Genomic DNA, 24139 nt, shown 5'->3' on the forward strand with positions numbered 1-24139 from the left:
GAATTTGGAGTCCGCATCGTGATCGATCCGGACGGTTACCGGCCCAATGTCGGCATCGTTTTGATGCATCCCGACGGCCGCGTCTTCTGGGCGCGGCGCGTGCGTCGTGACGGCTGGCAGTTCCCGCAGGGCGGGATGAATACCGACGAGACGCCGCTGGAGGCGATGTACCGCGAGCTGGAGGAGGAAACCGGCCTGCGGGCGGACCACGTGGACGTGCTCGGGGTGACGCCGGGCTGGCTGCGCTACCGGCTGCCGCAGCGCGCGATCCGCCGCAACGACAAGCTGGTGTGCATCGGCCAGAAGCAGGTGTGGTTCCTGTTGCAGTTCACCGGCAGCGAGGGCGACCTGTGCCTGGACGGCACCGACAAGCCGGAATTCGACCACTGGCGCTGGGTCGACTTCTGGTACCCGCTGGAACACGTGGTCACCTTCAAGCGCGGCGTCTACGCCAGCGCGCTGCGCCACCTGGCACCGTCCGCACGGCAGATCGCCGGGCAGCGGGCGATCCCGCATCCGCATCCCGAGCACGCCCGGCCGCGGCCGGCGCGGCGCCAGTCCGGGCAGCGCCGCGGCGGATAGCGCGCGGAACCGCCGGTGGAGCGGTTTCGCCGCGTTCATGATTGACAATCATTCTCATCCGCAGCGACAATGCGCACGTTCCCTGCAACGGCGGCGTTTCCAGTCCCATGTACGTGTGCATCTGCAATGGCGTGACCGACGGTGACATCCGCCAGGCCGTGAAGGCCGGTTGCTGCGGCATGGCCGAACTCACCATGCGCACCGGCTGCGGCGCCTGCTGCGGCAGCTGCGTCGAGACCGCCACCGAAACGCTCGAACAGCTCCGCGCCGAGCTGCAGCCGCAGCGCGACAACGTCGTCGGGTTCCCCGGCGTCCGCCACGCCGCCTGAGCCCCGGCAGCCGCCCGTCTGGGCACGGTGATGCATACGATTCGCGTTCCGCCATCGTTCTTGCGGCGGCGCTAGAGTCGTGGGATCACGCAACAACGGAGACGTGCCATGCAAGGCGACGCACAGGTCATCAAGTTCCTCAACGAGGCGCTCTACAACGAGCTGACCGCGATCAACCAGTACTTCCTGCACGCCAAGATGCTGAAGAACTGGGGCCTGCACGAGCTCGCCAAGCACGAGTACGAGGAATCGATCGACGAGATGAAGCATGCCGACATGCTCGCCGAGCGGATCCTGTTCCTCGACGGACTGCCGAACTTCCAGGCGCTGGGCAAGCTCAAGATCGGCGAGAACCCGAAGGAAGTGCTCGAGTGCGACCTGGCGCTGGAGATGGAGGCGATCCCGCCGCTCAAGGCCGCGATCGCGCATTGCGAGCAGGTCGGCGACTTCGTCAGCCGGCGGCTGTTCACCGATATCCTCAAGTCCGAGGAAGAACACGTCGACTGGCTGGAAACCCAGCTCGCGCTGATCGCGCGGATCGGTGAGCAGAACTACCTGCAGACCAAGATCGACGGCGACGACTGATCGCGGCCCGGGCGGGAACGCCCCGCCTTCGCCTGCGGCCGCCCTGCGGATGTCGTGCAGGCGCCGCCCATGGCCGCGAGCTTCTCGCGCCGCATGGATGACCGGGGAACGCTCGCGGCCGGGGGCCGCTGCTGCGACGGCGGATGCCTGGCTTTGCGCTGGCTGCGCTTACATCGAGTCGGCTTCGCTGCGCTGGCTTGCGCGCAGCTGCTGCCGGGCGCGCTGGAACTCGTTGGCGACCAGCGCCACGGCGACCGCGGGGCGATCCAGCGACTGCTGGCGTGCGCCGGCCTCGATACGCTTGGCGGCGGCGGACAGTGACATCGCACCGAGGTTGGCGCTGGACGACTTGAGCGAGTGTGCGGCATCGCGCAGGGCCGCGTAGTCCGGTCCGTTGCTGGCGGCGGCTTCCAGCGTCGAGACCAGCCGCGGCGTGTCCTCGAGGAAGACATCGATCAGGCGATCGACCTCGCCGCCGAGCAGCGCGCGCAGCTCGTCAAGCACTTCATGGTCGATCAGGGGGGGCGGCGGAACGCGCGACGATGCCGGCCCCGCGGCGGCGACGGACGGATCAGGCGCGTGCGCCGGAACCGCAGTCCATGCCGGCGTGGCGGGAGGAGTCGCGACCGGCGGCATCGCCGCCGTGTCGATCGTGGTGGCGGGTGCCGCCACGGCGACGGTCGTTGCCAGGCCGGGTGTCGTCGCCGGTGCAGGCGCGGGCGCCCAGGCGGGCGCGGCAACCGGCGGCATCGCCTCCGGGATGGCTGCGGCAAAATCTTCCACGACGGCCTCTGCCGCGTTCCCGGGCGGCACGGCCTCGTCGCCTGCGTCGCTGGCATCGACCGGTGCTTCCAGGGCGTCCAGGGCCGCGACCTGCGGATTCCACCAATGGTGCACGCAGCGTTCGAGTTCGCTGCGCGTGACCGGCTTGGGCAGGTAGTCGTCCATGCCGGCATCCAGGCATTTCTGGCGGTCGCCGGCCATCGCGTTGGCGGTCATCGCCACGATCGGCAGGTGGCGGCCGTCGGCGGCAAGGGCCTCGCTCTCGCGCCAGCGCCGGGTGGCGGTGTAGCCGTCCATCACCGGCATCTGGCAATCCATCAGCACCAGGTCGTAGCGCGACGCCGACATCCGCATCAGCGCCGCCTCGCCGTTGCTGGCGGTGTCGCAGGTGATGCCGAGCACGCCGAGCAGGCGCTGGCCGACCATCAGGTTGACCGGGTTGTCCTCAACGAGGAGGACCCGGGCCTTGCGCAGCGTTGCAGCGTCGTTGTTCGTGACCATGGTGGTGGCTGGCGTGGCGGCAGCTTCACGCTGCAACGTGTCTGGCGTGGCGGACGAGTGCGCGTTGGTCAGCGCCGCGCGCAGGTCCTCGTCGGGCGCCTGGCGGCTGAGCAGGGTGACATTGTGCTGGAGTTCGTCGGCAACCGGGTCCTCGCCGTACAGGCAGACCAGGCGCAGGTCGCCGTAGATCGTGCTGCGGCTGATGTTGCGATGCAGGGCCACGGCGGTGTTGCGGATGCCGCTCAGGTCGGCGAGCACCACCGAGTACGCCCAGGGCTTGCCCTGGTTGGCGGCGGTGCGCAGGCGGTCGAGCGCTTCCTGGGTCGTTTCCACCGAACTCACCCGCAGTCCCCAGTTGGGCAACAGCATCGACAGGCGCAGGCGCAGGCGCGGGTCGGCGCTGAGCAGCAGCAGGCGGCCGCCGCTGGTGGCGGAGGTCTCGGCGCTCGGCATGTCGCCGTGCACTTTCAGCAGCGGGATCTCGAACCAGAACGTGGCGCCGCGCCCGGATTCGGAATCGACGCCGATGCGGCCGGTCATCAGTTCGATGATGCGGCGCGAAATCGCCAGCCCCAGGCCGGTGCCGCCGTACAGGCGGGTGGTCGACGTGTCGGCCTGGCTGAAGGCCTGGAACAGCCGTCCCTGCGCCTCGCGCGCGATGCCGATGCCGGTGTCGTGCACCTCGAAGCGCAGCTGGTGCTGGGCGGCGGTTTCGCCGATGCGGCGCACGTTGATGGTGATCGCGCCGCGGTCGGTGAACTTCACCGCGTTGCTCAACAGGTTGCTCAGCACCTGGCGCAGGCGCACCGGGTCGCCACGTACCGGCAGGCGCACGGAAGGATCGATGTTCAGCGACAGCCGCAGGCCCTTGCTCTGCGCCGGGCGGTCCATCAGCTGGATCACCGTTTCGAGCAGCTCGCGCAGGTTGAAGCCGGTGGACTCGAGCACCAGCTTGTCGGCCTCGAGCTTGGAGTAGTCGAGGATGTCGTCGACGATCCGCAGCATCTGCTGCGACGAGGTGTAGGCGGTGCGCACCATCTCGGCGTGGTCGGGCGCGAGTTGCGCGTGCATCAGCAGGTCGAGCATCGGCACGATGCCGTTGAGCGGGGTGCGGATCTCGTGGCTCATCGTGGCCAGGAACTCGCCCTTGGCCATCACCGCCGATTCCGCCGCCTGCTTGGCCTGGCGCAGCTGCTGCTCGAGCTGGGTGTGGCGGTCGAGCTCGCGCTGCAGTTCGCCCAGTTCGGCTTCGTCGCGGCGGGCGCGGATGCCGGCCTCCTCGATTTCGCGCTCGCGCTGGCGGCCGGAGATGAAAACGCCGATCGAAGCGAACGCCGCCAGCAGCGCCAGCACCAGGGCGAAGCCCTGCCATGGGCCGTCGAGCCCGAGCACGTCCAGCGACAGGGTCAGCGCGGCGCCCGCGGCGGCGCCAAGCGCCAGCCAGCGCAGCATCACGGCGGAAGGGCGGGCGCGGGTGACGATCACGGTCACAGCACCGAGTTCTGGAAGTCGAAGTCGAGGCCGCCGGCGGCGTGCTGCACCAGGTTGCCCTGGATGTAGTCGACGCCGCTGATCCACAGCGTCGCCGCGGCCTGCGGGTCTTCGACCTGCTGGCCGATCACCTGCAGGCCGAGCCGGTGGGCGCGTTCGATCGCCGCGCGCATCTCGTCGCGCACGCCGCCTTCGCCGAGCCGGCTGGAGTAGCGCGCCGCCAGGCGCATGAAGCCCAGCGGCATGCGTGCGAGCAGGGCGTCGGACTCGGCGCCGGCGCTGTACTGGCTCAGGCATAACTGCACGCCGGCGGGCACCATCGCGTTGCAGAACTCCTGCAGCGCCACCGCATGCACCAGGGCTTCGTCCTGGCGGACGTCGATGACCAGCGAAGGGCCGTCGATCCGGGTCCGGGAAAGCGTTTCGAGCAGCGCCGCGGCATAACCGTCGCGGGTCAGCGAGCGCGGCGACTGGCTGACGAACAGTCGCACGGGGCGGTTCTCGCCCGCGCGCTGGTCGAGCACCGCGATGGCCAGTTCCAGCACCCGGCGGTCGATCTCGTGCAGTACCCCGGCCGCCTCCGCGGTCGGAAGGATCTCGGCGGCGGTATGCAGGTTGCCGTCCCCGTCGCGCAGGCGCAGCAGCGTCTGGTACTGCGCCTCCTCGCCGCCGGCCACGGCCACGATCGGCTGGAAGGCCAGCTCGAAGCGGTTGTTCATCAGCGCGTCGTGGAGCATCACCACGCGGTCGGCGTCGGCTTCCACCGCAGCCGTCTCCGGGGGAGCGTGGGCGGCGATGCCGACGGGCAGGCTGCGCGCCTCGCGCAGCGCCTGCTCGGCCGCGGCCAGCGCGGTGCTGGCGTCGCTGAACCCCGACTGCAGCGAGGCATAGCCGACCAGCGCGCGCAGGCGCAGGACCTGGCCGTCGATGGTGACCTCGTGGCGGCCGACGCCGTCGCGCAGCGTGCGCGCGAAGGTGTCCTGGGCGTGGCCTTCCAGGGTTTCGGCATAGACCACGAAGGTGTTGTCGTTCAGCCGCGACACCAGGTGTTCCCCCGCCAGCTGGCCGACGTGGCGCCCGGTGTCGGTGAGCGCGGTTTCCAGCGCGGCGTAGCCGAAGCGGTCGCGCAGCGCAGTGGTGTTCTCGATCTCCACGAAGTACACGGCGCCCCGGGACTGCTGCGGGACCGCGGCGCCCAGCCGCTGCAGCATCGCCGTGCGCGTGTACAGGCCGGTCACCGGGTGGCGTCCGTCGCCGCTGCGCTGCCGCTCGAGCGCGCGCGCGCGCCGCACGCGGCTTTCGACCGCGGCGATCAGGTGCCGCGGCCGCACCGGTTTGGTCAGGAAATCGTCGGCGCCGACCTGCAGCACCTCGAACTGGGTTTCCGGATCCGGGTCGCCGGTCAGGAACACGATCGGCGTGTGCGCGAAGCCCGGGTTGGCGCGGATCATGGTGGTGATCTCGGTGCCGTTGAGGCCCGGCATGTGCAGGTCGGTGAGGACCAGGTCGGGGCGGAATTCGTCCATCGCCGCCATCACCTCGCTGCTGATGCCCACCACCCGCGCCTGCATGCCGGTGCCGGCCAGCACCGTCTCGGCGAACAGCGCCTGGCTGGGGTCGTCCTCGACGATCAGCACCCGGTACGGCGCGTCGCTGCCGTCGCCCTGCGGCAGCACCTGCGGCAACGGTTCGTTGGCGGCCGGAACCTCTTCGCTGGCCGGCAGCACCGCCTCGGGCGCATCGGCGCACCATCGGCGCCAGTAGTGGGGCGGCGGGAACTCCGCACGCACGGCCGCTTCGGGGGACGCCGCGGCAGACCCCTGCCGGGCGCCGCCGGATGCATTCGCGGCAGCGGTTCTGTTGGACGCGGGCACAACCTGACTCCCCTGTGGACGCGGGCGATTATGCGCACGCGCCTGCTTACAGCCTACTACGGACCGCACACTTCGATCAGGACAGGGAATACCCGAGGTACGCGCCCCGCGCCTTCACGCTCAGCCCGTTTGCGGACGCGGCGCGCGGCGGAACAGCTTGCGCCAGATCCACCACACCAACAGGGCGAAAGACAGGCTGATCGCGACCACGATCGCCAGTGCGATCCACGGATGCGCGAATGCCAGCGCCAGGCCGCCGACCACCGCCGCATCCTCGGTGAACGACGCGGTCCAGTTGCTGACCGGTTCGGGGGATGTGTTCATCATGGCCCGCGCGCCGCTCTTGAGCAGGTGGCTGGTCAGCGCCACGCCCGCGCCGGTGGCGAGCATGCCGGCGCCGAGCTGGCCGTCGGGCGACAGCGTGGCCGCGGCGAGGAACGCGCCGGCGGGCACCCGCAGCAGGGTGTGCAGCAGGTCCCAGCCGCTGTCCACGCCGGGGATCTTGTCGGCGAAGAATTCGGCGATCGCCAGCACGCCGGACACGCCCAGCACCCACGGCGAGGTGGTCACTTCCAGCGCCTGCGGCAGGTCCAGCCAGCCGAACCAGCCGGCCACGCCGATGCCGAACACGGTCAGGTAGACCCGGATCCCGGCCAGCCAGGCCAGCAGCACGCCGATCGCGAACAGGTGGGCTTCGGTCATGGTCTTGCACCTCGCACGGACCCGCGCGGAGGCCGGGTCGCGGGCGCAGGTTAGCGCAGCCGGCGCCGGCTTGACGTCGGCGCAACGCGATCGCTATACCGTGCCGATGGCCGAGCCCGAACAGACCCCGGAACCGCAGTCGCAGGACCCCGCGCCGGAAGCCGTGCCGGCGCCCGTAGTCGCCCCCGCGCCGCCGCCGGCCGGGCCGGGGACGGGCCGGCGGCGCTGGTGGCGGGTGGCGGTGTTCGTGGCCGCGCTCGGATTCGGCGCCTGGGGGCTGTGGACGACCTTGGCCCCGGCGGGCGAAGCGGTGCAGACCCGCGGCCAGCGCGCCCGGCTCGACGCGCTCGAACAGCAGATCGCCACCCTCAAGCGCTCCGACCAGATCAGCCGCGATGCCAACCGCGACCTCCAGGGCACCCTGGCCGAGCGCGACGAGGAAATCGCCGGCCTGCGCGCCGATGTCGCCTTCTATGAACGTTTCGTCGGCGCCACCGGGCAGCGCCGCGGCCTGACCGTGCACACGCTGCAGCTGCAGCCGCAGTCGGGCCAGGCGTGGCATTTCACCGCCACGCTGACCCAGAACCTCAACCGCGGCTCGGTCAGCAGCGGCGAAGTGACGCTGTCGGTCGAGGGCACCCGCGACGGCAAGCTGCAGAAGCTGTCCTGGGCCGATCTGCGCCAGCAGCCCGGCGCGGCCGGGATCGCGTATTCGTTCAAGTATTTCCAGGAAATCGGCGGCGACCTGGTGCTGCCGGCCGGCTACCAGCCGCTGCGGGTGGTGGTGCGATTGGCGCCGAAGAGCGGATCCGCGGTCGAGCAGGCGTTCCCATGGGCCGATGCGACGCGGCGTTCCGACCCCGGCGCTTGAAGCCCGCGGCCGCGCGCCCCATCCTGTGGTCATGGAAAACAATGTTGTCCACGGCGCCGAGCCCGGCTACCAGTCGCTGCAGCGCCCGCTCGACTTCACGCCCGCGGCCGCGGCCAAGGTCCGGCAGCTGATTGCCGAGGAAGGCAACCAGGCGCTGAAGCTGCGCGTGTACATCCAGGGCGGCGGCTGCTCGGGGTTCCAGTACGGCTTCGAATTCGACGAACAGCAGGGCGAGGACGACCTGGCGATCGACACCGACGGCGTGGTGCTGCTGGTCGACCCGCTGAGCCTGCAGTACCTGATGGGCGCCGCGGTCGACTACGTCGAAAGCCTGCACGGCGCGCAGTTCACCATCCGCAACCCCAACGCCAAGTCCACCTGCGGCTGCGGGAGCAGCTTCACGGTGTAGGGCGGTCCTGCCAGCCAGGCCCCGACCCGCAAATGGGAGAATGGCCGCCTGCACGACGACGGGACCCGCACGCATGACAACGCCCCATGTCGGACGCCCGCCGGCGTTCGCCTTCCTCGAATCGCCCCTCGACCGCGCCGAACACCTGCGCGACCACGCCGACGTGCTGGCCGCGCGCTGGCCGCGCGCGCGGGTGGTGGTGCTCGATGCCGAGGGCCGCGCCGCGGCCGAAAGCGATGGCAGTCCGCGGATGCTGGAAGGTGCCGGGCTCGTCGCCGCGACCGGGGGCGGCGACATGGCCGCGTCGGCGCTGTTCCTTGGCCTGCGCGGCGACGAAACCTGGTTCGCGGTGCGCGCCGAGGCGATCGCCGGCAATGCGGTCACCGCCGGCATCCCGCGCTGGGTCGATCTGCGCGGCGCCGCGGCCACCTGGCCTGCGTTCGAAGCCACCGCCTTCGCACAGGCGCGCGCGGTGCTGCACTGGCAGGCGCGGCATCGCCACTGCGGCGTCTGCGGCAGCGCGCTCGAGTACCGCCGCGCCGGCTGGCTCGGCTGGTGCCCGCGCTGCGAACTCGAGCACTATCCGCGCACCGACCCGGCGGTGATCGTGGCCGTCACCGACGGCCCGCGCCTGCTGCTGGGCCGCAACGCGGGCTGGCCGCCGCATCGCTATTCGACGCTCGCGGGCTTCGTCGAACCGGGTGAATCGCTGGAGCAGACGGTCGCGCGCGAGGTGTTCGAGGAAAGCGGCGTGCGCGTCCGCCACAGTCATTACCTGGCCTCGCAGCCGTGGCCGTTCCCGTCGTCGCTGATGCTCGGTTTCACCGCCTGGGCCGAGCCGGACGAGCCGGAGGTCGGCGACGAACTCGAGGACGTGCGCTGGTTCACCCTCGACGAGATCGACGCCGCGCTGCGCGGCCAGTCGCCGGAAGGCGGACTGCTGCTGTCGCCATCGATCTCGATCTCACGCTGGCTGGTCGAGGCGTGGCATGCGGAGCGCGCGCCGACAGACTGACGCGGCGCGCCATGCGTCCGGCCGCGTCGCTGCATTAAACTCCGGCGATGTTCACCACCCTGCTCGCCGTCGTCGTCGCCCTCGCGCTGGGACACCTCGCGCAGCCGCTGGCCGTGGCCGTGCGACAGTACGGCTGGTTCGACCAGTGGATGCGCTGGATCGACGGCCGCTTTCCCGGCGATGGCTTCTGGCGCGGCCGCTACGGCATCGCCTTGGCGCTGCTGCCGCCGCTGTTGCTGGTGGGGCTGTTCCAGCTCGCGCTCGACGGTGCGGTGTTCGGCTTGCCCGCGATCGTGTTCGGCATCGCGGTGCTGTTCTACGCTTGGGGTCCGCGCGACCTGGACGTCGACGTCGATGCGGTCGTTGGCACCGATGACCCGGTTGCACGCCACGCCGCCGCGGCGCGGCTGTGGCCTGCCGGCGAAGCGGTATCGCTGACCGGTGCGTCGCTGGTCGGCGCGGTGTTCCGCAACGCCAGGCGGCGCTGGTTCGGCGTGCTCTTCTGGTTCCTCGTGCTCGGCCCGGTCGGCGCGCTGCTGTACCGGCTGGCCGCGCTCGCCGCCGAGGGCGACGACAGCCACCTGCTGCCCTTGGACACCCGCGCCGGCGCGCGCGGACTGCTGGCGATCCTCGACTGGCCGGTGGCGCAGCTGATGACGCTGGCGATGGCGCTGGTGGGCAACTTCGACGCTGTGTTCACCGCCTGGCGCGAGAACGGCGGCGCCACGTTCGCGCTCGACGCCGGCTTCCTTGCCGCCGCGGCGCGCGCCTGCGTCCGCAGCGAACTGGCCGAAGAGGCCGACGACGAAACCGAATCCGGCGTCACCGCCCCCGGCGCACTGGTGGCCAGCGCACCGGACCTGCCCGAACTGCGTGACGCGATGAGCCTGGCCTGGCGCGTGCTGCTGGCGTGGGTGGCGGTGATCGCGCTGTTCGTCGTGGCCGGCTGGGTGAGCTGAGGCCGCTCCCCCGTTAAGCCGCATCCCCGCGCAGCGCGCGCACCTTCGCCTCCAGCATCCCGGCCGTCACCTCGACGCCCGACACCGGCTCGCCCGCCACCACGCCGACATGCGCGCGGAAGCGCCGCGGCGCGCGCATCCGACCCATGCGGTCGTCGCGATGGCTCCACATGCTGCTCCACATCCCGCGCAGCGCCATCGGCACCACCGGCACCGGGCGCCCGGCCGCAGCGGCGCGCGCCAGCACCCGTTCGACGCCGGACTTGAACGCCGCGATTTCGCCGTCGGTGGTCAACCTGCCTTCCGGGAAGATACCGACGATCTCGCCCTCGGCCAGCGCCGCGTCGATGGCGTCGAATGCCTGTTCCATCAGCGCCCGGTCCTCGCGCACGCCGGCGATCGGGATCGCCTTGCCGGTGCGGAAGATCCAGCGCATCACCGGGATGTTGAAGATCCGGTAGTACATGACGAAGCGCACCGGCCGCGGGATGCTGGCCGACAGGATCAGCGCGTCCATGTAGCTGACGTGGTTGCACACGACCAGCGCCGGCCCTTCGTCGGGCACGTTGCGCTCGATGCCGTGCAGCTCGAGCCGGTACAGCGAGCGCACCAGCACCCAGCTCAGGAACCGCATCAGGAACTCGGGCACCAGGGTGAAGATGTAGATCGCCACCAGCACGTTGGCGACCATCAGCGCCAAAACCACCTGCGGGATCGTCCAGCCCAGGAAGCGCTGGACCACGATCCCGAGCACAGCGGCCAGCACGATGAACGCCGCGTTCTGGATGTTCATCGCCGCGATCACCCGCGACAGCTCGTCCTTCGGCGTGCGGCTCTGGATCAGCGCGAACAGCGGCACCACGAAGAAGCCTGCGAACAGGCCGATCCCCACCAGGTCCATCGCCACCCGCCAGCCGCCGGGCTGGGCGAGGAACCCGGCGACGTCCAGCCCGGACACAGCCGCCGCGCCGCTGCGGGCGAAGTACAGATCGAGCATGAACGCGCTCATCCCGAATGCGCCCAGCGGCACCAGCCCGATCTCCACCGTGCGCGCCGACAGCTTCTCGCACAGCACCGAACCCACGCCGGTGCCCACCGAGAACAGCGCCAGCGCGAAGATGTACAGCGTCTCCGCGCCGCCGAGGTTCACTTCCGCGTAGGTCGGCAGCTGCGAGGTCAGCACCGTGCCGACGAACCAGAACCACGACACCCCGAGGATCGCGTTGCGCACCGCCAGCTGGCGCCGTGCCATGCGCAAGATCGCCAGCGACTCGGGCAGCGGGTTCCAGTTGATCGCGAGGCCCGGGGCACCGGCTTCGGCGCGCGGGATCGCGCGGCTGACCAGGTTGCCGGCCACCGCCAGGGCGATGATCGCCGTGGCCGCCACCTCCGGCCCGTGGTCGCCGGCGAGCTTGAACACCAGCCCGCCGAAGATCATCCCGGTGAGGATCGACAGCGAGGTGCCCATCTCCACCAGGCCGTTGCCGCCGGTGAGTTCCTCCGGTTTGAGCACCGCCGGCAGGATCGAGTATTTCACCGGCCCGAACAGCGTCGACTGCAGCCCGGTGCAGAACAGCGCCACCAGCAACACCGTCATGCTCTGGGTGAGGAAGCCCACCGCTGCCAGCGACATGATCACGATTTCCATCGTGGTGGTGATCCGGATCAGCCTGGATTTCTCCAGCTTCTCCGCGATCTGCCCCGCGGTGGCCGAGAACAGGAAGTAGGGCGCGATGAACAGCGCCGGCGCCAGGTTGGTGTACAGCGTGCGCTGCTCCGGCGACACGCCCAGCCAGAACAGCAGCCCGATGATCGCCTGGCGATAGACGTTGTCGTTGAACGCGCCGAAGCACTGGGTCACGAAGAACGGCAGGAAGCGGCGCTGCCCGAGCAGCTGGAACTGGTTGTGGCCCGGCATGCGTGCTTCCCGTGGTGACCGCGGGAGACTAGCAGAGGCCTGTGCCTGCACGCGCGGCATCGCTCGCGTACGCATCCCCGCGCCGCAGGTCGCCGGTGCGCACCGCCGCCGGATTCGCGCCCGCGAGGCGCAGCCAGTGTCGCCAAGGCCGCTCCCGGGAGCGGCGTTCCTGCATCAGCGTCCGGACGCCGCGGCCCGGATGCGCACAGCGTTCACCACAGGCGCGACGGCAATGCGTCCTCGCACGGCGTGGACTGCGCGTCCATCAGCCGCAGCATCCCGATCACCTGCCGCGCATGCGCATCGGCGTCCTCGCGGGTGGCCATGCTGTATTTCAGCGCCGCGGCCGCGCACGCCGTCCAGGCCTGGACGTTGCTGCCGTCCTCCGCGGCCAGCGTCGCGTACTTCTGCGCGATCGCCTCGAACGCCGGATCACCGAGGTTTTCCTGCGCGGCGCCTGCCGCGGCGCTGATCAGGACCAGCCGGCTCGGCGTGCTGCCGGATGCGAACGGCTTGAACGCCTCGATGGTGCGCGCATCGACGATGCGGATGCCGTAGGTGGTGTCGGTGTTGGGATTGTAGAAATGGAAGTCGCGGCCGTGCTTCCATGCGTACGGCGAGCGCTTGTTCGGCTCCACCACCAGCAGCCCGTCGCCGTCGCGCTGGACCTCTATCACGTAGCTGCCGCCGTCAAGCCTGTAGGTGCCCGCGGTGAAGCCGTCGGTGGGCGAGGCCGGGGGCGGTGCCGGCGTGGAGGCCGGCGCTGGCGCCGGCGTCGGTGCGTTCGTCGCCACGGCCTGCGCGCCGGCGCTGGGCGCTGGCGCGGCTGCGGGCGCCGGGGCAATGGATTGTTTGGCAACGCCGGCCGGCGGGATGGCATCGGCCGGCGCACCGTCTGTTGCCGCGCGAGACGGCGCGTCGGCTCGCTGCGCGGCATCCGGTTGCGCCGCGACCCCGGTCGCGGAAGGCTGCGCGGGATCGGCGTCGGGCTGGGCACCCGTGGTTGCGGCCGGGATCGGGGCGACCGCCGTATCCGCCGATCCGGCCAGCTGTGCCTGCGCCCGGGCCTGCGCCTCGATCTCTTCGGCCGCCAGCGCCGCCTTCACCTGCACCTCGGCCTGCAGCGCCGCCAGCTTCGCCTGTCCCGCGGCCTCGGCCGCCTGGCGCTGCGTCGCGGCTGCCGCCTCCATCGCGCGCAGCTCGCGTGCCTGCGCTTCCAGCGCCGCTGCCTGTGCCGCGTGCTGGACTGCCGTCGATGCCGCGCCTGCGCCGGGCGCGGCCACCGACGTCGCCTGCGCATCCGCAAGCGCGTTGGCCGCCGTCGTCTTCGTGGCTGCCGCCGCACCGTCATCGGTGCGGACGAAGAACACCGGGTTTGGACCCTCTGCTCCGTACACCAGCGCGCCGTCCGGTCCCGGTCCCACCGAGTAGCGCAGCTTGAACAGGCCCTTGCCCACCCAGTGCACCGTACCGCTGGCGTCGAGGGTGCCGTTCCACTCCTTGCCACCCATGTACGAGGCCTTCAGGTGCAGCGTGCGCGGCTGCGTGCCCAGGGTGATCTCGTTGTAGTGCGCCAGCGTGCCGCTGGATGGCACGCGGTACTCCTCGCGCAGGCGGACACCCGGCACGACCCAGTGCCAGCGCATCAGATAGGTATCGGTTGCGCCGGCCTGCTGCCGTTCCTGCCCCGCCAGCGTGGCATAGACGCCCCAGACCTCCGGATCGGCCTGCACGGCCTCCTGGGCCCATGAGGCGCACGCAAACACCAGCCCCGCCAGCAGTCCGCAGACCGCGCGAAAACGCATCGTCATTTCGTCATCCCCCTGTGGATGGCGGGAGCTTAGCGCGTCCCATGTGCGCGCCGTGCGCGTCGACGCCAGGCCCGGGTGTCAGGCCGGCGCCAGCCACGCGACCAGCGCGGCGGCGGCGACCATCGCCACCAGTCCGGTGCAGACGATGCGGCCGTAGCGGGCGCCGCCGCTGGCGAAGGCAAGCACCGACTTGGACAGCGCCGATGCCGCGAGCAGCGCGACCAAGCCCCAGCGCGCATGGGTGATGTCGAGGCCGCCAGTGCCCGCCAGGCGCGCAACGCTGGCGCCGGCCGCCTGCAGTTCGGCCAGCGCCGCCAGCGCCGCGGCCGCCAGCGCACCAGCGTCGCCGAACCAGCGGCGCATCGCTTCGGAGACCAGCATCACCACCGCGATCAGCGCGGCCACCGCCAGGGCATGGGTCAGGTGGAAGGCGCGCGCCTGCGGCGCGGCGGGCATCGTCGGCGCATCGCGGGTGCGATGCAGCCCCGTGGCGGCGACCGCCAGCAGTCCCAGCGCGCCGGCGGCGAACGACCACGCGGACGCACGCAGCAGCAGCGGCGAGACCGCACCGACCACCGCCGCCAGCAGCAGCAGTGAAGCGAGGTTGGCGAGCAGCGCCGCGGCGGCCGCCGCCGGCACCGGCGCGGACTGCGTGCGCGCGAGCTGGCCATAACCCGCCACCGCCGCGGTGGACGATGCGAATCCCGAGAAGAACCCGGCCACCGGCAGTCCGCGACGCGCGCCGACCGCGCGCAGCGCGATGTGGCCGAGCATGCCCACGGCCATTACCAGCACCACCAGCCGCCACAGCACCGCCGGCTGCACGACGCCCCACGGATCGATCGCGCCCGTCGGCAGCAGCGGCAGCACCACCAGCGCCGCGGCCGCCAGCAGCAAGGCGTCCTGCAGTTCGCGCTCGCTGACCAGCTCGCGGCTGAAGCGGCGCAGCGGCTCCTTTGCCCACAGCAGCAGCGCGACCACCACGCCGAGGCCCGCGGCGAGCGCGGTCGATTCGCGCGCCAGCCCGCCGAGCATCACGCTCACCAGCATCGCGACTTCGCCGGTCAGGCCCGGGTCTTCGGTGCGAGTGGCGTGGTAGCTCGCGGCCGCAAACAGCGCCACCGCCGCGAGCGTGGTGGCGAACGTGGCGGTGCCGAAGCCCGCCGCGACCGCACCGAGCAGCGCAAGCAGGGCGTGCGTGCGCATGCCGGCCACGACCGGGTGGTCGCCGTGCTGGCGTTCGCGCACTGCGCCGACCAGCAGGCCGATGCCGAGCGCGGTGCCGAGCGCCTTGACGATCTCCCCCCAGTCCATCGCCGGCGACGCCTAGGCCGCGCCGCGCTCGCGCTCGATCGCGCGCCAGCCGATGTCGTGGCGGTGGAATTCGCCGGGCCAGGAGATGCCCGCGACTTCCGCATACGCGCGCTGCTGCGCATCGGCCACGCTGTCGCCCAGCGCGCAGACGCACAGCACGCGGCCGCCGGCGGTGACGACGCGCTCGCCGTCCAGGCGGGTGCCGGCGTGGAAGACCTTGGTGTCCTCGACGTCGGGCACGTCCCAGGTGTTGATCGTGTCGCCGGTGCGCGGCTTGCCCGGATAGTGCTCGGCAGCCATCACCACGCCCAGCGCGGGGCGCGGGTCCCACAGCGCGCGGCTGCGGTCGAGCTGGCCGTCGATGGCATGCTCGATGTGTTCGAGCAGGTCCGAACGCAGCCGCATCAGGATCGGCTGCGTTTCCGGGTCGCCGAAGCGCACGTTGAACTCGATCACCTTCGGCGCGCCCGCCTTGTCGATCATCAGGCCGGCGTAGAGGAAGCCGGTGAACGGAATGCCGTCGGCGGCCATGCCGCGCACCGTCGGCGCGACGATCTCGCGCAGGATGCGCGCCTCGACTTCCGGTGTGACCACCGGCGCCGGCGAGTACGCGCCCATGCCGCCGGTGTTCGGCCCGGTGTCGCCGTCGCCGACGCGCTTGTGGTCCTGCGAGGTCGCCATCGGCAGCGCGAAGCGGCCGTCGACCATCGCGATGAAGCTGGCTTCCTCGCCGTCGAGGTACTCCTCGATCACCACCCGCGCGCCGGCGGCGCCGAACGCGTAGTCGGCGAGCATGTCGGTGACCGCGGCCTCGGCCTCGGCTTCGGTCATCGCCACGATCACGCCCTTGCCTGCGGCCAGGCCGTCGGCCTTGATGACGATTGGTGCACCCTTCTCGCGGATGTATTCGAGCGCGTCCTCGACGTGCGTGTGCACGGCGTAGTGCGCAGTCGGGATGCCGTGCCGGGCGAGGAAATCCTTGGCGAAGGCCTTGCTGCCTTCCAGCTGCGCGGCGGCGGCGGTGGGGCCGAAGATGCGCAGGCCGGCCTCGCGGAAGCGGTCGACGATGCCGGCCACCAGCGGGCCTTCCGGGCCGATGACGGTGAGCGCCACGCCTTCATCACGGGCCAGCGCGAGCAGGCCGTCGATGTCGGTGGCGGCGACGTCGGCGTTGCGGCACTTGCCTTCGGTCGCGGTGCCGGCATTGCCGGGGGCGACGATCACCTCGTCCACGCGCGCGGACTGCGCGAGTTTCCAGGCCAGGGCGTGTTCGCGCCCGCCGGAACCGATGACCAGGATCTTCATGCGCGGATCTCCATTCAACACCGCTCCCACAAGGAATGTTGGCTTACGGGCAAACGATCAATGCCGGAAGTGGCGGACGCCGGTGAACACCATGGCGATGTCGTGCTCGTCGGCCGCGGCGATCACTTCCTTGTCGCGCATCGAGCCGCCGGGCTGGATCACCGCGCGGATGCCGGCCGCGGCGGCGGCGTCGATGCCGTCGCGGAACGGGAAGAACGCGTCGCTGGCCATCACCGAGCCGGGCACCACCAGCCCCGCTTCCCCGGCCTTGAGCCCGGCGATCTTCGCGCTGACCACGCGGCTCATCTGGCCGGCGCCGATGCCGATGGTGCGCTGGTCCTTCGCGTACACGATCGCGTTGGACTTGACGAACTTCGCCACCCGCCAGGCGAACAGCAGGGTGTCGAGTTCGGCCGCGCCCGGAGCGCGCCGCGTCACCACCTTCAGTTCGTCGCGCGAGACTTCGCGGTTGTCGCTGTCCTGCATCAGCAGGCCGGAGCCGACGCGCTTGACGTCCATGTTGTTGCGGCCGTCGCCGTGCGGGATCCGCAATACGCGTACGTTGGCCTTCTTCGTGGCGTAATCGAGCGCCGCAGGTTCGTAGTCAGGCGCAATCAGCACTTCGACGAACTGGCGGTCGAGGATGACCCGGGCGGTGGCCGCGTCGAGCGTGGTGTTGAAGGCGATGATGCCACCGAACGCCGAGGTCGGGTCGGTGGCATAGGCCAGCTCGTAGGCGTCGCCGCAGGCCGCACCCAGCGCGACGCCGCAGGGATTGGCGTGCTTGACGATCACGCAGGCGGGAACGTCGAACTGGCGCACGCACTCCCACGCCGCGTCGGCATCGGCCAGGTTGTTGTAGGACAGCTCCTTGCCCTGCAGCTGGGTGAACGTGGCCAGGGTGCCGGGCACCGGGTACAGGTCGCGGTAGAACGCGCCGCGCTGGTGCGGGTTTTCGCCGTAGCGCAGGTCGGCGACCTTGATGAAGCTGCCGTTGTTCTGCGCCGGGAAAGGGCTGCGACTACCGTCGTCGTTGATCGACGACAGGTAGTCGCTGATGCAGGCGTCGTACTGCGCCACGCGGTTGAACGCGGCCACCGACAGCGCGAAACGGGTCTTCGCCGACAGCGCGCCGTCGCTGGCATCGAGTTCGTCGACGATGCCGGCGTACTGCGCCGGGTCGGTGGCGACGGCCACGCGGGCGAAGTTCTTCGCCGCCGAGCGCAGCATTGCCGGGCCGCCGATGTCGATGTTCTCGACGATCTGGTCCATCGTGCTGGACGGATTGGCGGACACCTTCTCGAACGGGTAGAGATTCAGCACCAGCAGGTCGATCGGGGCGATGCCGTGCTGCGCCATTACCGCGTCGTCGAGGCCGGCGCGACCCAGCAGGCCGCCGTGCACCACCGGATGCAGGGTCTTGACCCGGCCGTCCATCATTTCCGGGAAGCCGGTGGCCTCGGACACGTCGCGCACCGGCAGGCCGGCGTCGCGGATCGTCTTCGCGGTGCCGCCGGTCGAAAGCAGTTCGACGTTGTGCGCGGCCAGCGCGCGGGCAAGCTCGACCAGGCCGGTCTTGTCGGAGACGGACAGCAGGGCGCGGGTGATCTTCACCGGCGCGGCGGGCGAATGGGCGGGCATGTCGGGGAGGCGGTGCGGTGGGGGCGCCATTGTACGAGAGCGCGGCAGCGCGGGCGTCGATCCCCGCCCGTTCTTGCAGGAGCGGTGGAAGCCGCGATCCCCTGGCTGACGGGCACTGCGGCGAGTACTCCCGGGAAACGCCGGCCGCTTCCGCCGCTCCCGCGGAGCGGCAGCCACCAGTGGTGGCCTTCAGGCCAGCCCGTATTCGCGCAGCTTGCGCCTGAGCGTGGCGCGGTGGATGCCGAGCATCCCGGCGGCGCGGCTCTGGTTGCCGTCGCAATGGTTGAGGACTTCGACGAACAGGGGGATCTCGAGTTCGCGCAGCGCGATCTCGTAGAGGTTGTCGGCGCTGCAGCCGTCGAGGTCGCCGATGTAGCGGCGCACCGAGTTCGCAACGTGCTCGCGCAGCGGCGCGCGTGCACCGCTGCGGTTGGCGTTGTCGGAACGGTCGGCGTTCAAGTGGTGCGTCCCCGGGTGGACAGCCCGGCGACGGGCGACGGGACAGCGAGTCTAGCGCGCCGCCGTCGCGCACGCCAATGCGATGCACGACGGGGCCATGCTGCCGTCGGAGCGCACGTGGTTCAGTGCAGATTGAAGTCGAACGCGACGCTGCGCGACTCGGGCTCGACGATGTCGAAGGCGATCGATGCGCTCTGGCCGCTGCCAAGTTCGGCCTGCGCCGGCCCGGCGTCGAGGTAGTCGCGCGCGCTGAAGTCGCGGGCGGCGACGGGGTTGCCGTTGACGTCCGACAGCGTCAGTTGCACCTGCGGCCAGGGCTGCGGCCAGCGCGCATCGTTGCGGAACGTCGCGGTGACGCGCAGTGCGCCGGGCGTCGACGGATGCGGGCGCACCTCGCGCGCGAGCACGGTGAATGCCGCCGGTTCCCGCCATGGCGGCAGCGCGCAGCCCAAGACGCTGCACACGTTCGACAGCAGCGGACGCCAGCGTGCTTGAGCAGACAGCCGCGCGCGGTCCGCGAGCAGCAGCTGCAGCACCAGGAGCAATGCGAGTGCAGCGATCGCGGCCCCGGTTTTCCAGTGGAATCCGGATGCGCCGAGCCGGCCGCGGCGATGCGCAAAGCTGGGCAGCGAACGGGTTGCCGGCTGCATGGCGGGAGTGGCTGCCGCGGCTGTCGGCGCCGCCGTGGCTGCGGCTGCGGCGGATGGATCCGAAACGAGGGGCGCGGGCGCGGCAGTCGTGTCCGCGGCTGCGTCGCGTCGCGTCGTGTCGGGTCCGGTCGCACCTTGCGTGGGAGTACGGGCTGCATCCGCGATGGCCGTCGCGCCGGTCGCGGCATCCATCTTCCGGACATCGGCATCGCTGTCCTTCGCGACACGCGCAGCGACCGCTGCCGGCGGGGCCGCCGGCGCGGACCCGGTGACGGATGCGGGTTCCGGCGTCGAGGCCGCCGTGCCCGCGGAGCGGGCGGCCGTATCCGGCTGGCTCGGCGATGCGGGCTCGTCGTCGGTGCGCTTGAGCATGGTCGCGATCGGCGCGATGCCGGGCGGCGGGGGCGATGCCTGGGCCGGCGTTTCCAGGGCGACAATCTGGTGGATCCGCGAAGACAGCTCCGAAAGCGTCGTGCCGTCCCTGCCTTCGGGAAGTGATGCTTCTGGCAGCGGAGGCTGGAGCAGGAAGGTGGGGTCCAGTCGCGGCGCGGTGGCCAGGTCGCCGCCCTGCGGCGCGGTGGACATCGCGGCAGCCGCCACGCTCGTCTCGATGCCGCGCAGTTTCGCCGCGCAGCGCGGGCAGTGCTCGGGCGGCAGGTCGGTGGCCGGGTCGGTGGCGACCAGCGCCTTGCAAAATGGGCAGTTGGTGAACATGGCGCCTATTCAATCACGGGCCCATGGCTTTTGTAGGTGGGGCCAGCCCGAGATGCCGCGATGGGGATGCGGCGCAAAGCGGCTGCAGCGGCAAGGGGATCGAAACCCGCCGGTTGCGACTGCGCTTCACGACCTATGCGCGACGCATGCCTTCGATGCGGATCCAGTCGCCTTCGATCGCCACGTGCAGGTCATCGAACCACTCGCGGTAGCGCAACAGCAGTGCGTCCTGCTGGCCGTCGAGGATGCCCGACAGTGCGATCCGCCCGCCCGGCGCCACGCGAGCGGCCAGCGTGCCGGCCAGTGCATCGAGCGCGGACGCCAGGATGTTGGCGACCACGACCGGATACGTCGCCGGCACTTCATCCTGCGGCAGGCACACCGCCAGCGCATCGCCGACGCCGTTGCGGTCGGCGTTGTCGCGCGTGGCCAGCAGCGCCTGCGGGTCGTTGTCGACGCCCATCGCGCGCGCGGCGCCAAGCTTGAGCGCGGCAAGCGCGAGGATGCCGCTGCCGCAGCCGAAATCCAGCACATCGCGGCCCTGCAGTTCGCCGCGCGCGGCCAGCGCGTCCAGCCACTGCAGGCACAGCGACGTGGTCGGATGCGTGCCGGAACCGAATGCCAGGCCCGGATCGAGCCGCACCACCGCGGCATCGGGGTCGTCGGCTTCGGTCGGCAGTGCGTGGTCCCACGGCACGATCCAGGTGCGCGCGCCGAAGCGCAGCGGTGCGTACTGGTCCATCCACGCGCGCTCCCAGTCCTGGTCCTCGACGTTGCGGAACGCCGCCTGCGACCAGTCCAGCGCCGGGTCGAACGCCTCCAGCGCGGCGAGCAGCAGCAGCGCATCGGCGTCGTGCGGGAACAGCGCGGTCAGCGTGATCGCGTCCCACAGCGGCGTCTGCCCGACGCCCGGTTCGAGGATCGCGTGCTCGTTGTCGGTGTCCGCGTTGGCGTCGAGCATCGTCACCGCCAGCGCGCCGACGTCCGCCAGCGCGTGCTCGTAGCGCGGCTGTTCGGATTCGCGGCAGGGGACGGTGAGCTCGAGGAAAGGCATGGCGGGGAATTCAGGTGGCGTCCGGCTTCCATTGTGGCGCACGCCGCGTCGCTGCGGCATCCTGTCGGCCCGGAACGGACAAGGAGGATGCCGCTTGGATCGGATGCTGGAAGGATCACGCGGGCGCACGCTGTTCGGCATCGCGGCGCTATCGTTCCTGATCCTGCTGAGCCGGAAGCCCGACGCTGTCCTCAACGCCCAGTTCTGGGCGGAGGATGGCGCGGTCTGGTATCGCCAGGCCTACGAGCTTGGCTGGCAGTGCCTGCTGTTGCCGCAGAACGGCTATTTCCAGACCGTTTCGAAGTTGATCGCGCTGCTCAGCCTCCCGGTTGCCTTGGCGCACGCGCCGTTGTTGTTCAACCTCGCGGCGCTGTCGTTCCGGATCCTGCCGGTCGTGCTGCTCAACTCGGCGCGCGGATGCGGGCTGGTACCGAATGCGGGGGCAAGGCTGCTGGCCAGCTTTTTGTACCTCGCGCACCCTTATTCGTTCGAGGTGTTCGCCAACGTCACCAACATCCACTGGCACCTGGCGCTGTCCGCGCTGCTGGTGTTGTGCATGGGCTCATGGGAAGGGGGCTGGCGCAAGGCGTTCGACGTGGCGCTCGTCGCGCTGTGTGGACTGAGCGGGCCGTTCGCGCTGTTCCTCGCGCCGGTCGCGCTGTGGCGCTGGCATCGCGAGCGCAGCCGGCGTTCGTTCGCGCTGCTGGCGATCATTGCCGCGGCGGCGGCCATCCAGGTGCTTGCAATCGCGATGACCAGCGATGCGACGCGCACGGCGGCGCCGCTCGGTGCGTCGTGGGCGGGGTTGGTGCGGATCGTGGGCGGGCAGGTCGCGGCGGCGGGCCTGCTTGGAAACCTCTGGGCGACGACGCTGTTCCATGCCGGCGCCTGGCAACATGGCATCGCCTTGCCGCTCGCGGGCGCGTTGCTGGTTGCCGGCGTGTTCGCCAGGACGCTGTTGTTGCCCGATCGGCTGCTACCGGGGCTGATGTTCCTGGGGGCTGCGCTCTTCGCCGCTGCGCTGGTTGCCCCGCAGGTTTCGAGCACCGCGCCCCAGTGGCCGGTGTTAATGAATCCAGGTGCAGGCGGGCGTTACGCGTTCATCCCGATCGTGGCCTTCCACGGTGCGCTGCTCTGGCTGGCGTTCCGTGACGGGCGCCGCGTGGTGCGCTGGTCGGCGCGACTGCTGCTGGCGACGGTGCTGCTGGTGGCGATCCCGGCCAGCTGGGTCGTCAGGCCCTACGCGGACCTCGATTTCCGCTCGCATGCGACGCGGTTCGAGGCGGCGCCACCGGGCACGGTTGTCGCGATCCCGATCAACCCGGTCGGCTGGACCCTCAAGCTGCGCAAGCACGAGGCCCGGGACTGACGGCGCGCGCCCTTACCCGATCGACAGCGCCTTGTCCTTGCGTTCGGCCAGCCGCTTCTCGAGGTAATGGATGTTCTGCCCGCCCTCGCTGAAACCGCCGTCGGCGAGGATGCGCTGCTGCAGCGGGATGTTGGTCTTGATGCCGTCGACCACCATCTCGCTCAGCGCCACGCGCATGCGGCAGATCGCCTGCTCGCGGTCGGCGCCGTGGACGATCAGCTTGCCGATCATCGAATCGTAGTTCGGCGGCACGCGATAGCCTTCGTAGATGTGCGAGTCCACGCGCACGCCGGGGCCGCCGGGGGCGTGGAAGTGCTGGATCAGGCCGGGCGAGGGCATGAACGTCTCGGGATCCTCGGCGTTGATGCGGCATTCGATCGCGTGGCCGCGCAGTACCACGTCGTCCTGCCGGATCGTCAGCTTGTGGCCGGCGGCGATCATCAGCTGCTCGCGCACCAGGTCGATGCCGGTGACCAGTTCGGTGACCGGGTGCTCGACCTGGATGCGGGTGTTCATCTCGATGAAGTAGAAGCGGCCGTTCTCGTACAGGAACTCGAACGTGCCGGCGCCGCGGTAGCCGATCCGCACGCAGGCCTCGGTGCAGACCTTGCCGATCTGCGCGCGCTGCTCGGCGCTGATGCCGGGCGCGGGCGCTTCCTCCACCACCTTCTGGTGGCGGCGCTGCATCGAGCAGTCGCGCTCGCCCAGGTGGATCGCGTTGCCCTGGCCGTCGGCCAGTACCTGGATCTCGACATGGCGCGGGTTCTCGAGGAACTTCTCCATGTACACCATGTCGTTGCCGAACGCGGCCTTGGCCTCGGACTTGGTGGTGGCGATGGCGTTGTTGAGCGCGGCCTCGGTGTGGACCACGCGCATGCCGCGGCCGCCGCCGCCGCCGGCGGCCTTGACGATCACCGGATAGCCGATCTCTGCGCCGATGCGCAGGTTTTCCTCGGCGTCGTCGCCCAGCGGCCCGCCGCTGCCGGGCACGCAGGGCACGCCCGCGGCCTTCATCGCGCGGATCGCCTCCACCTTGTCGCCCATCAGGCGGATGGTGTCGGCCTTCGGCCCGATGAAGATGAAGCCGGACTGCTCGACGCGCTCGGCGAAGTCCGCGTTCTCGGCGAGGAAGCCGTAGCCCGGATGGATCGCCTGCGCGTCGGTGACTTCGGCCGCTGCAATGATCGACGCCATGTTGAGGTAGCTGTCGGTCGACGGCGCCGGGCCGATGCAGACCGACTCGTCGGCCATCGCCACGTGCTTGAGGTTGCGGTCGACGGTGGAATGCACCGCGACCGTGCGGATGCCCAGGGCGTGGCACGCGCGCAGGATGCGCAGCGCGATCTCGCCGCGGTTGGCGATGACGACTTTATCGAGCATGGGATTCGGGATTCGGGATTGGGGATTCGGGAAAGGCATCCGGCTCGCGGATGCGGCGTTCGTGCGTGCGGATCAGGGCATTGAGGCGGGCGAACGTGCGATCGACGAGTGCGGGAGCGGGAAACTCCCTGCCAGCGAGGTCCAGGCGGTGTGCGATTTCAATCTGCGTGGAAAGCTCGGACAACGAGCCCCGTGCCATCGAAAGAAACCGCAGGTACTCGGGAGTGGAACGCCGGGCAGCGCCTTCGGCGATGTTCGACGGGACGCTGACGGCAGCGCGGCGCATCTGCGTGGCCAGGCCGAAGCGCTCGTCCGCCGGGAAGTGGGTGGTCATCCGGTAGATCGCTTCCACCAGCAGCATCGCGTCCTGCCAGACATCCAGGCGCTCATGCGGTCGCGGCAGGGGCAGGTTCTCCGCCAATC

General features: G+C 70.7%; 21 protein-coding genes. 8 read left to right on the forward strand and 13 right to left on the reverse strand.

The window, feature by feature from the left end; translation table 11 throughout:
* Nucleotides 1-18 precede the first annotated feature (18 nt).
* From H570_RS15635 to bfr, 3 genes are all read left to right on the forward strand, one after another.
* A complete protein-coding gene (locus tag H570_RS15635; RefSeq protein WP_036134526.1) occupies nucleotides 19-582 on the forward strand; it encodes an RNA pyrophosphohydrolase in 564 nt (187 codons plus the stop codon).
* Nucleotides 583-689: 107 nt separating this feature from the next.
* Nucleotides 690-911: a (2Fe-2S)-binding protein gene (locus H570_RS15640; protein ID WP_051175924.1), complete on the forward strand. Its 222-nt coding sequence runs from the start codon at nucleotides 690-692 to the stop codon at nucleotides 909-911.
* 108 nt (nucleotides 912-1019) lie between these two features.
* Nucleotides 1020-1496 (forward strand): bacterioferritin, encoded by a 477-nt coding sequence (bfr, locus tag H570_RS0100260; protein ID WP_027079010.1) that lies wholly within the window; start codon nucleotides 1020-1022, stop codon nucleotides 1494-1496.
* Nucleotides 1497-1664: 168 nt separating this feature from the next.
* Here bfr and H570_RS15645 read toward each other — a convergent pair whose 3' ends face one another.
* From H570_RS15645 to H570_RS0100275, 3 genes are all read right to left on the reverse strand, one after another.
* Nucleotides 1665-4271, reverse strand: coding sequence for a hybrid sensor histidine kinase/response regulator (locus H570_RS15645; RefSeq protein ID WP_169447715.1), 2607 nt, complete (start codon nucleotides 4269-4271; stop codon nucleotides 1665-1667).
* Nucleotides 4268-6061 carry an EAL domain-containing protein gene (locus H570_RS15650; RefSeq protein ID WP_051175925.1) on the reverse strand — a complete coding sequence of 598 codons (1794 nt, stop codon included), beginning with the start codon at nucleotides 6059-6061 and terminating at the stop codon, nucleotides 4268-4270. The genes H570_RS15645 and H570_RS15650 overlap by 4 nt, the downstream gene beginning before the upstream one ends.
* A gap of 204 nt (nucleotides 6062-6265) precedes the next feature.
* A complete protein-coding gene (locus H570_RS0100275; RefSeq protein WP_027079012.1) occupies nucleotides 6266-6847 on the reverse strand; it encodes a DUF4126 domain-containing protein in 582 nt (193 codons plus the stop codon).
* A gap of 106 nt (nucleotides 6848-6953) precedes the next feature.
* On the opposite strand from H570_RS0100275, the gene H570_RS15655 reads away from it, so the two are divergent.
* The 4 genes from H570_RS15655 to H570_RS0100295 all read left to right on the forward strand — a co-directional run bounded on the left by H570_RS15655 (nucleotide 6954) and on the right by H570_RS0100295 (nucleotide 10101).
* The gene (locus H570_RS15655) at nucleotides 6954-7718 is read left to right on the forward strand and encodes a DUF6776 family protein (RefSeq protein WP_051175926.1); all 765 of its coding nucleotides are present in this window, start codon (nucleotides 6954-6956) and stop codon (nucleotides 7716-7718) included.
* A 31-nt stretch (nucleotides 7719-7749) separates the two neighbouring features.
* Nucleotides 7750-8127, forward strand: a complete 378-nt coding sequence (erpA, locus tag H570_RS0100285; RefSeq protein WP_027079013.1) for an iron-sulfur cluster insertion protein ErpA — start codon at nucleotides 7750-7752, stop codon at nucleotides 8125-8127.
* 73 nt (nucleotides 8128-8200) lie between these two features.
* Complete coding sequence (gene nudC / locus H570_RS0100290; RefSeq protein ID WP_027079014.1) at nucleotides 8201-9142, forward strand: NAD(+) diphosphatase; 942 nt, start codon at nucleotides 8201-8203, stop codon at nucleotides 9140-9142.
* A 47-nt stretch (nucleotides 9143-9189) separates the two neighbouring features.
* Nucleotides 9190-10101, forward strand: coding sequence for a membrane protein (locus H570_RS0100295; protein ID WP_027079015.1), 912 nt, complete (start codon nucleotides 9190-9192; stop codon nucleotides 10099-10101).
* A 13-nt stretch (nucleotides 10102-10114) separates the two neighbouring features.
* On the opposite strand, the gene H570_RS0100300 is transcribed toward H570_RS0100295, so the two are convergent.
* The 8 genes from H570_RS0100300 to prmA all read right to left on the reverse strand — a co-directional run bounded on the left by H570_RS0100300 (nucleotide 10115) and on the right by prmA (nucleotide 20967).
* The gene (locus H570_RS0100300) at nucleotides 10115-12019 is read right to left on the reverse strand and encodes an MFS transporter (RefSeq protein ID WP_027079016.1); all 1905 of its coding nucleotides are present in this window, start codon (nucleotides 12017-12019) and stop codon (nucleotides 10115-10117) included.
* Nucleotides 12020-12231: 212 nt separating this feature from the next.
* Nucleotides 12232-13830: a hypothetical protein gene (locus H570_RS17925; RefSeq protein WP_051175927.1), complete on the reverse strand. Its 1599-nt coding sequence runs from the start codon at nucleotides 13828-13830 to the stop codon at nucleotides 12232-12234.
* Nucleotides 13831-13908: 78 nt separating this feature from the next.
* A complete protein-coding gene (locus H570_RS0100310) occupies nucleotides 13909-15144 on the reverse strand; it encodes a DUF4010 domain-containing protein (protein WP_051175928.1) in 1236 nt (411 codons plus the stop codon).
* A 12-nt stretch (nucleotides 15145-15156) separates the two neighbouring features.
* Nucleotides 15157-16449 carry a phosphoribosylamine--glycine ligase gene (gene purD, locus H570_RS0100315; protein ID WP_027079018.1) on the reverse strand — a complete coding sequence of 431 codons (1293 nt, stop codon included), beginning with the start codon at nucleotides 16447-16449 and terminating at the stop codon, nucleotides 15157-15159.
* 57 nt (nucleotides 16450-16506) lie between these two features.
* Nucleotides 16507-18090: a bifunctional phosphoribosylaminoimidazolecarboxamide formyltransferase/IMP cyclohydrolase gene (gene purH / locus H570_RS0100320; RefSeq protein ID WP_036134530.1), complete on the reverse strand. Its 1584-nt coding sequence runs from the start codon at nucleotides 18088-18090 to the stop codon at nucleotides 16507-16509.
* A gap of 189 nt (nucleotides 18091-18279) precedes the next feature.
* Complete coding sequence (gene fis / locus H570_RS0100325; RefSeq protein ID WP_027079020.1) at nucleotides 18280-18549, reverse strand: DNA-binding transcriptional regulator Fis; 270 nt, start codon at nucleotides 18547-18549, stop codon at nucleotides 18280-18282.
* A gap of 122 nt (nucleotides 18550-18671) precedes the next feature.
* Nucleotides 18672-19913, reverse strand: a complete 1242-nt coding sequence (locus tag H570_RS18410) for a DUF3426 domain-containing protein (RefSeq protein WP_084499554.1) — start codon at nucleotides 19911-19913, stop codon at nucleotides 18672-18674.
* A gap of 133 nt (nucleotides 19914-20046) precedes the next feature.
* The gene (gene prmA / locus H570_RS0100335) at nucleotides 20047-20967 is read right to left on the reverse strand and encodes a 50S ribosomal protein L11 methyltransferase (protein ID WP_027079022.1); all 921 of its coding nucleotides are present in this window, start codon (nucleotides 20965-20967) and stop codon (nucleotides 20047-20049) included.
* 94 nt (nucleotides 20968-21061) lie between these two features.
* Here prmA and H570_RS0100340 point away from each other — a divergent pair, with 94 nt between their 5' ends.
* Entirely contained in the window at nucleotides 21062-22336 is a 1275-nt protein-coding gene (locus tag H570_RS0100340) for a hypothetical protein (RefSeq protein WP_027079023.1), read from the forward strand.
* A 12-nt stretch (nucleotides 22337-22348) separates the two neighbouring features.
* Here the strand turns inward: H570_RS0100340 and accC are convergent, their stop codons facing one another.
* Complete coding sequence (accC, locus tag H570_RS0100345) at nucleotides 22349-23716, reverse strand: acetyl-CoA carboxylase biotin carboxylase subunit (RefSeq protein ID WP_027079024.1); 1368 nt, start codon at nucleotides 23714-23716, stop codon at nucleotides 22349-22351.
* Nucleotides 23706-24077, reverse strand: a complete 372-nt coding sequence (locus tag H570_RS0100350) for a four helix bundle protein (RefSeq protein WP_051176003.1) — start codon at nucleotides 24075-24077, stop codon at nucleotides 23706-23708. Before H570_RS0100350 ends, accC begins: the two co-directional genes overlap by 11 nt.
* Nucleotides 24078-24139 lie beyond the last annotated feature (62 nt).

This window comes from Luteimonas mephitis DSM 12574, from assembly GCF_000422305.1.
Lineage (GTDB): Bacteria > Pseudomonadota > Gammaproteobacteria > Xanthomonadales > Xanthomonadaceae > Luteimonas > Luteimonas mephitis.

Bases quoted from the DNA above. Each gene is read 5' to 3' on its own strand.
- H570_RS15640 (WP_051175924.1), top strand. From the start codon at position 690: ATGTACGTGTGCATCTGCAATGGCGTGACCGACGGTGACATCCGCCAG.
- bfr (WP_027079010.1), top strand. From the start codon at position 1,020: ATGCAAGGCGACGCACAGGTCATCAAGTTCCTCAACGAGGCGCTCTAC.
- H570_RS0100275 (WP_027079012.1), bottom strand. From the start codon at position 6,847: ATGACCGAAGCCCACCTGTTCGCGATCGGCGTGCTGCTGGCCTGGCTG.
- H570_RS15655 (WP_051175926.1), top strand. From the start codon at position 6,954: ATGGCCGAGCCCGAACAGACCCCGGAACCGCAGTCGCAGGACCCCGCG.
- erpA (WP_027079013.1), top strand. From the start codon at position 7,750: ATGGAAAACAATGTTGTCCACGGCGCCGAGCCCGGCTACCAGTCGCTG.
- nudC (WP_027079014.1), top strand. From the start codon at position 8,201: ATGACAACGCCCCATGTCGGACGCCCGCCGGCGTTCGCCTTCCTCGAA.
- H570_RS0100295 (WP_027079015.1), top strand. From the start codon at position 9,190: ATGTTCACCACCCTGCTCGCCGTCGTCGTCGCCCTCGCGCTGGGACAC.
- H570_RS0100300 (WP_027079016.1), bottom strand. From the start codon at position 12,019: ATGCCGGGCCACAACCAGTTCCAGCTGCTCGGGCAGCGCCGCTTCCTG.
- H570_RS17925 (WP_051175927.1), bottom strand. From the start codon at position 13,830: ATGACGATGCGTTTTCGCGCGGTCTGCGGACTGCTGGCGGGGCTGGTG.
- H570_RS0100310 (WP_051175928.1), bottom strand. From the start codon at position 15,144: ATGGACTGGGGGGAGATCGTCAAGGCGCTCGGCACCGCGCTCGGCATC.
- purD (WP_027079018.1), bottom strand. From the start codon at position 16,449: ATGAAGATCCTGGTCATCGGTTCCGGCGGGCGCGAACACGCCCTGGCC.
- purH (WP_036134530.1), bottom strand. From the start codon at position 18,090: ATGCCCGCCCATTCGCCCGCCGCGCCGGTGAAGATCACCCGCGCCCTG.
- H570_RS18410 (WP_084499554.1), bottom strand. From the start codon at position 19,913: ATGTTCACCAACTGCCCATTTTGCAAGGCGCTGGTCGCCACCGACCCG.
- prmA (WP_027079022.1), bottom strand. From the start codon at position 20,967: ATGCCTTTCCTCGAGCTCACCGTCCCCTGCCGCGAATCCGAACAGCCG.
- accC (WP_027079024.1), bottom strand. From the start codon at position 23,716: ATGCTCGATAAAGTCGTCATCGCCAACCGCGGCGAGATCGCGCTGCGC.
- H570_RS0100350 (WP_051176003.1), bottom strand. From the start codon at position 24,077: ATGCTGCTGGTGGAAGCGATCTACCGGATGACCACCCACTTCCCGGCG.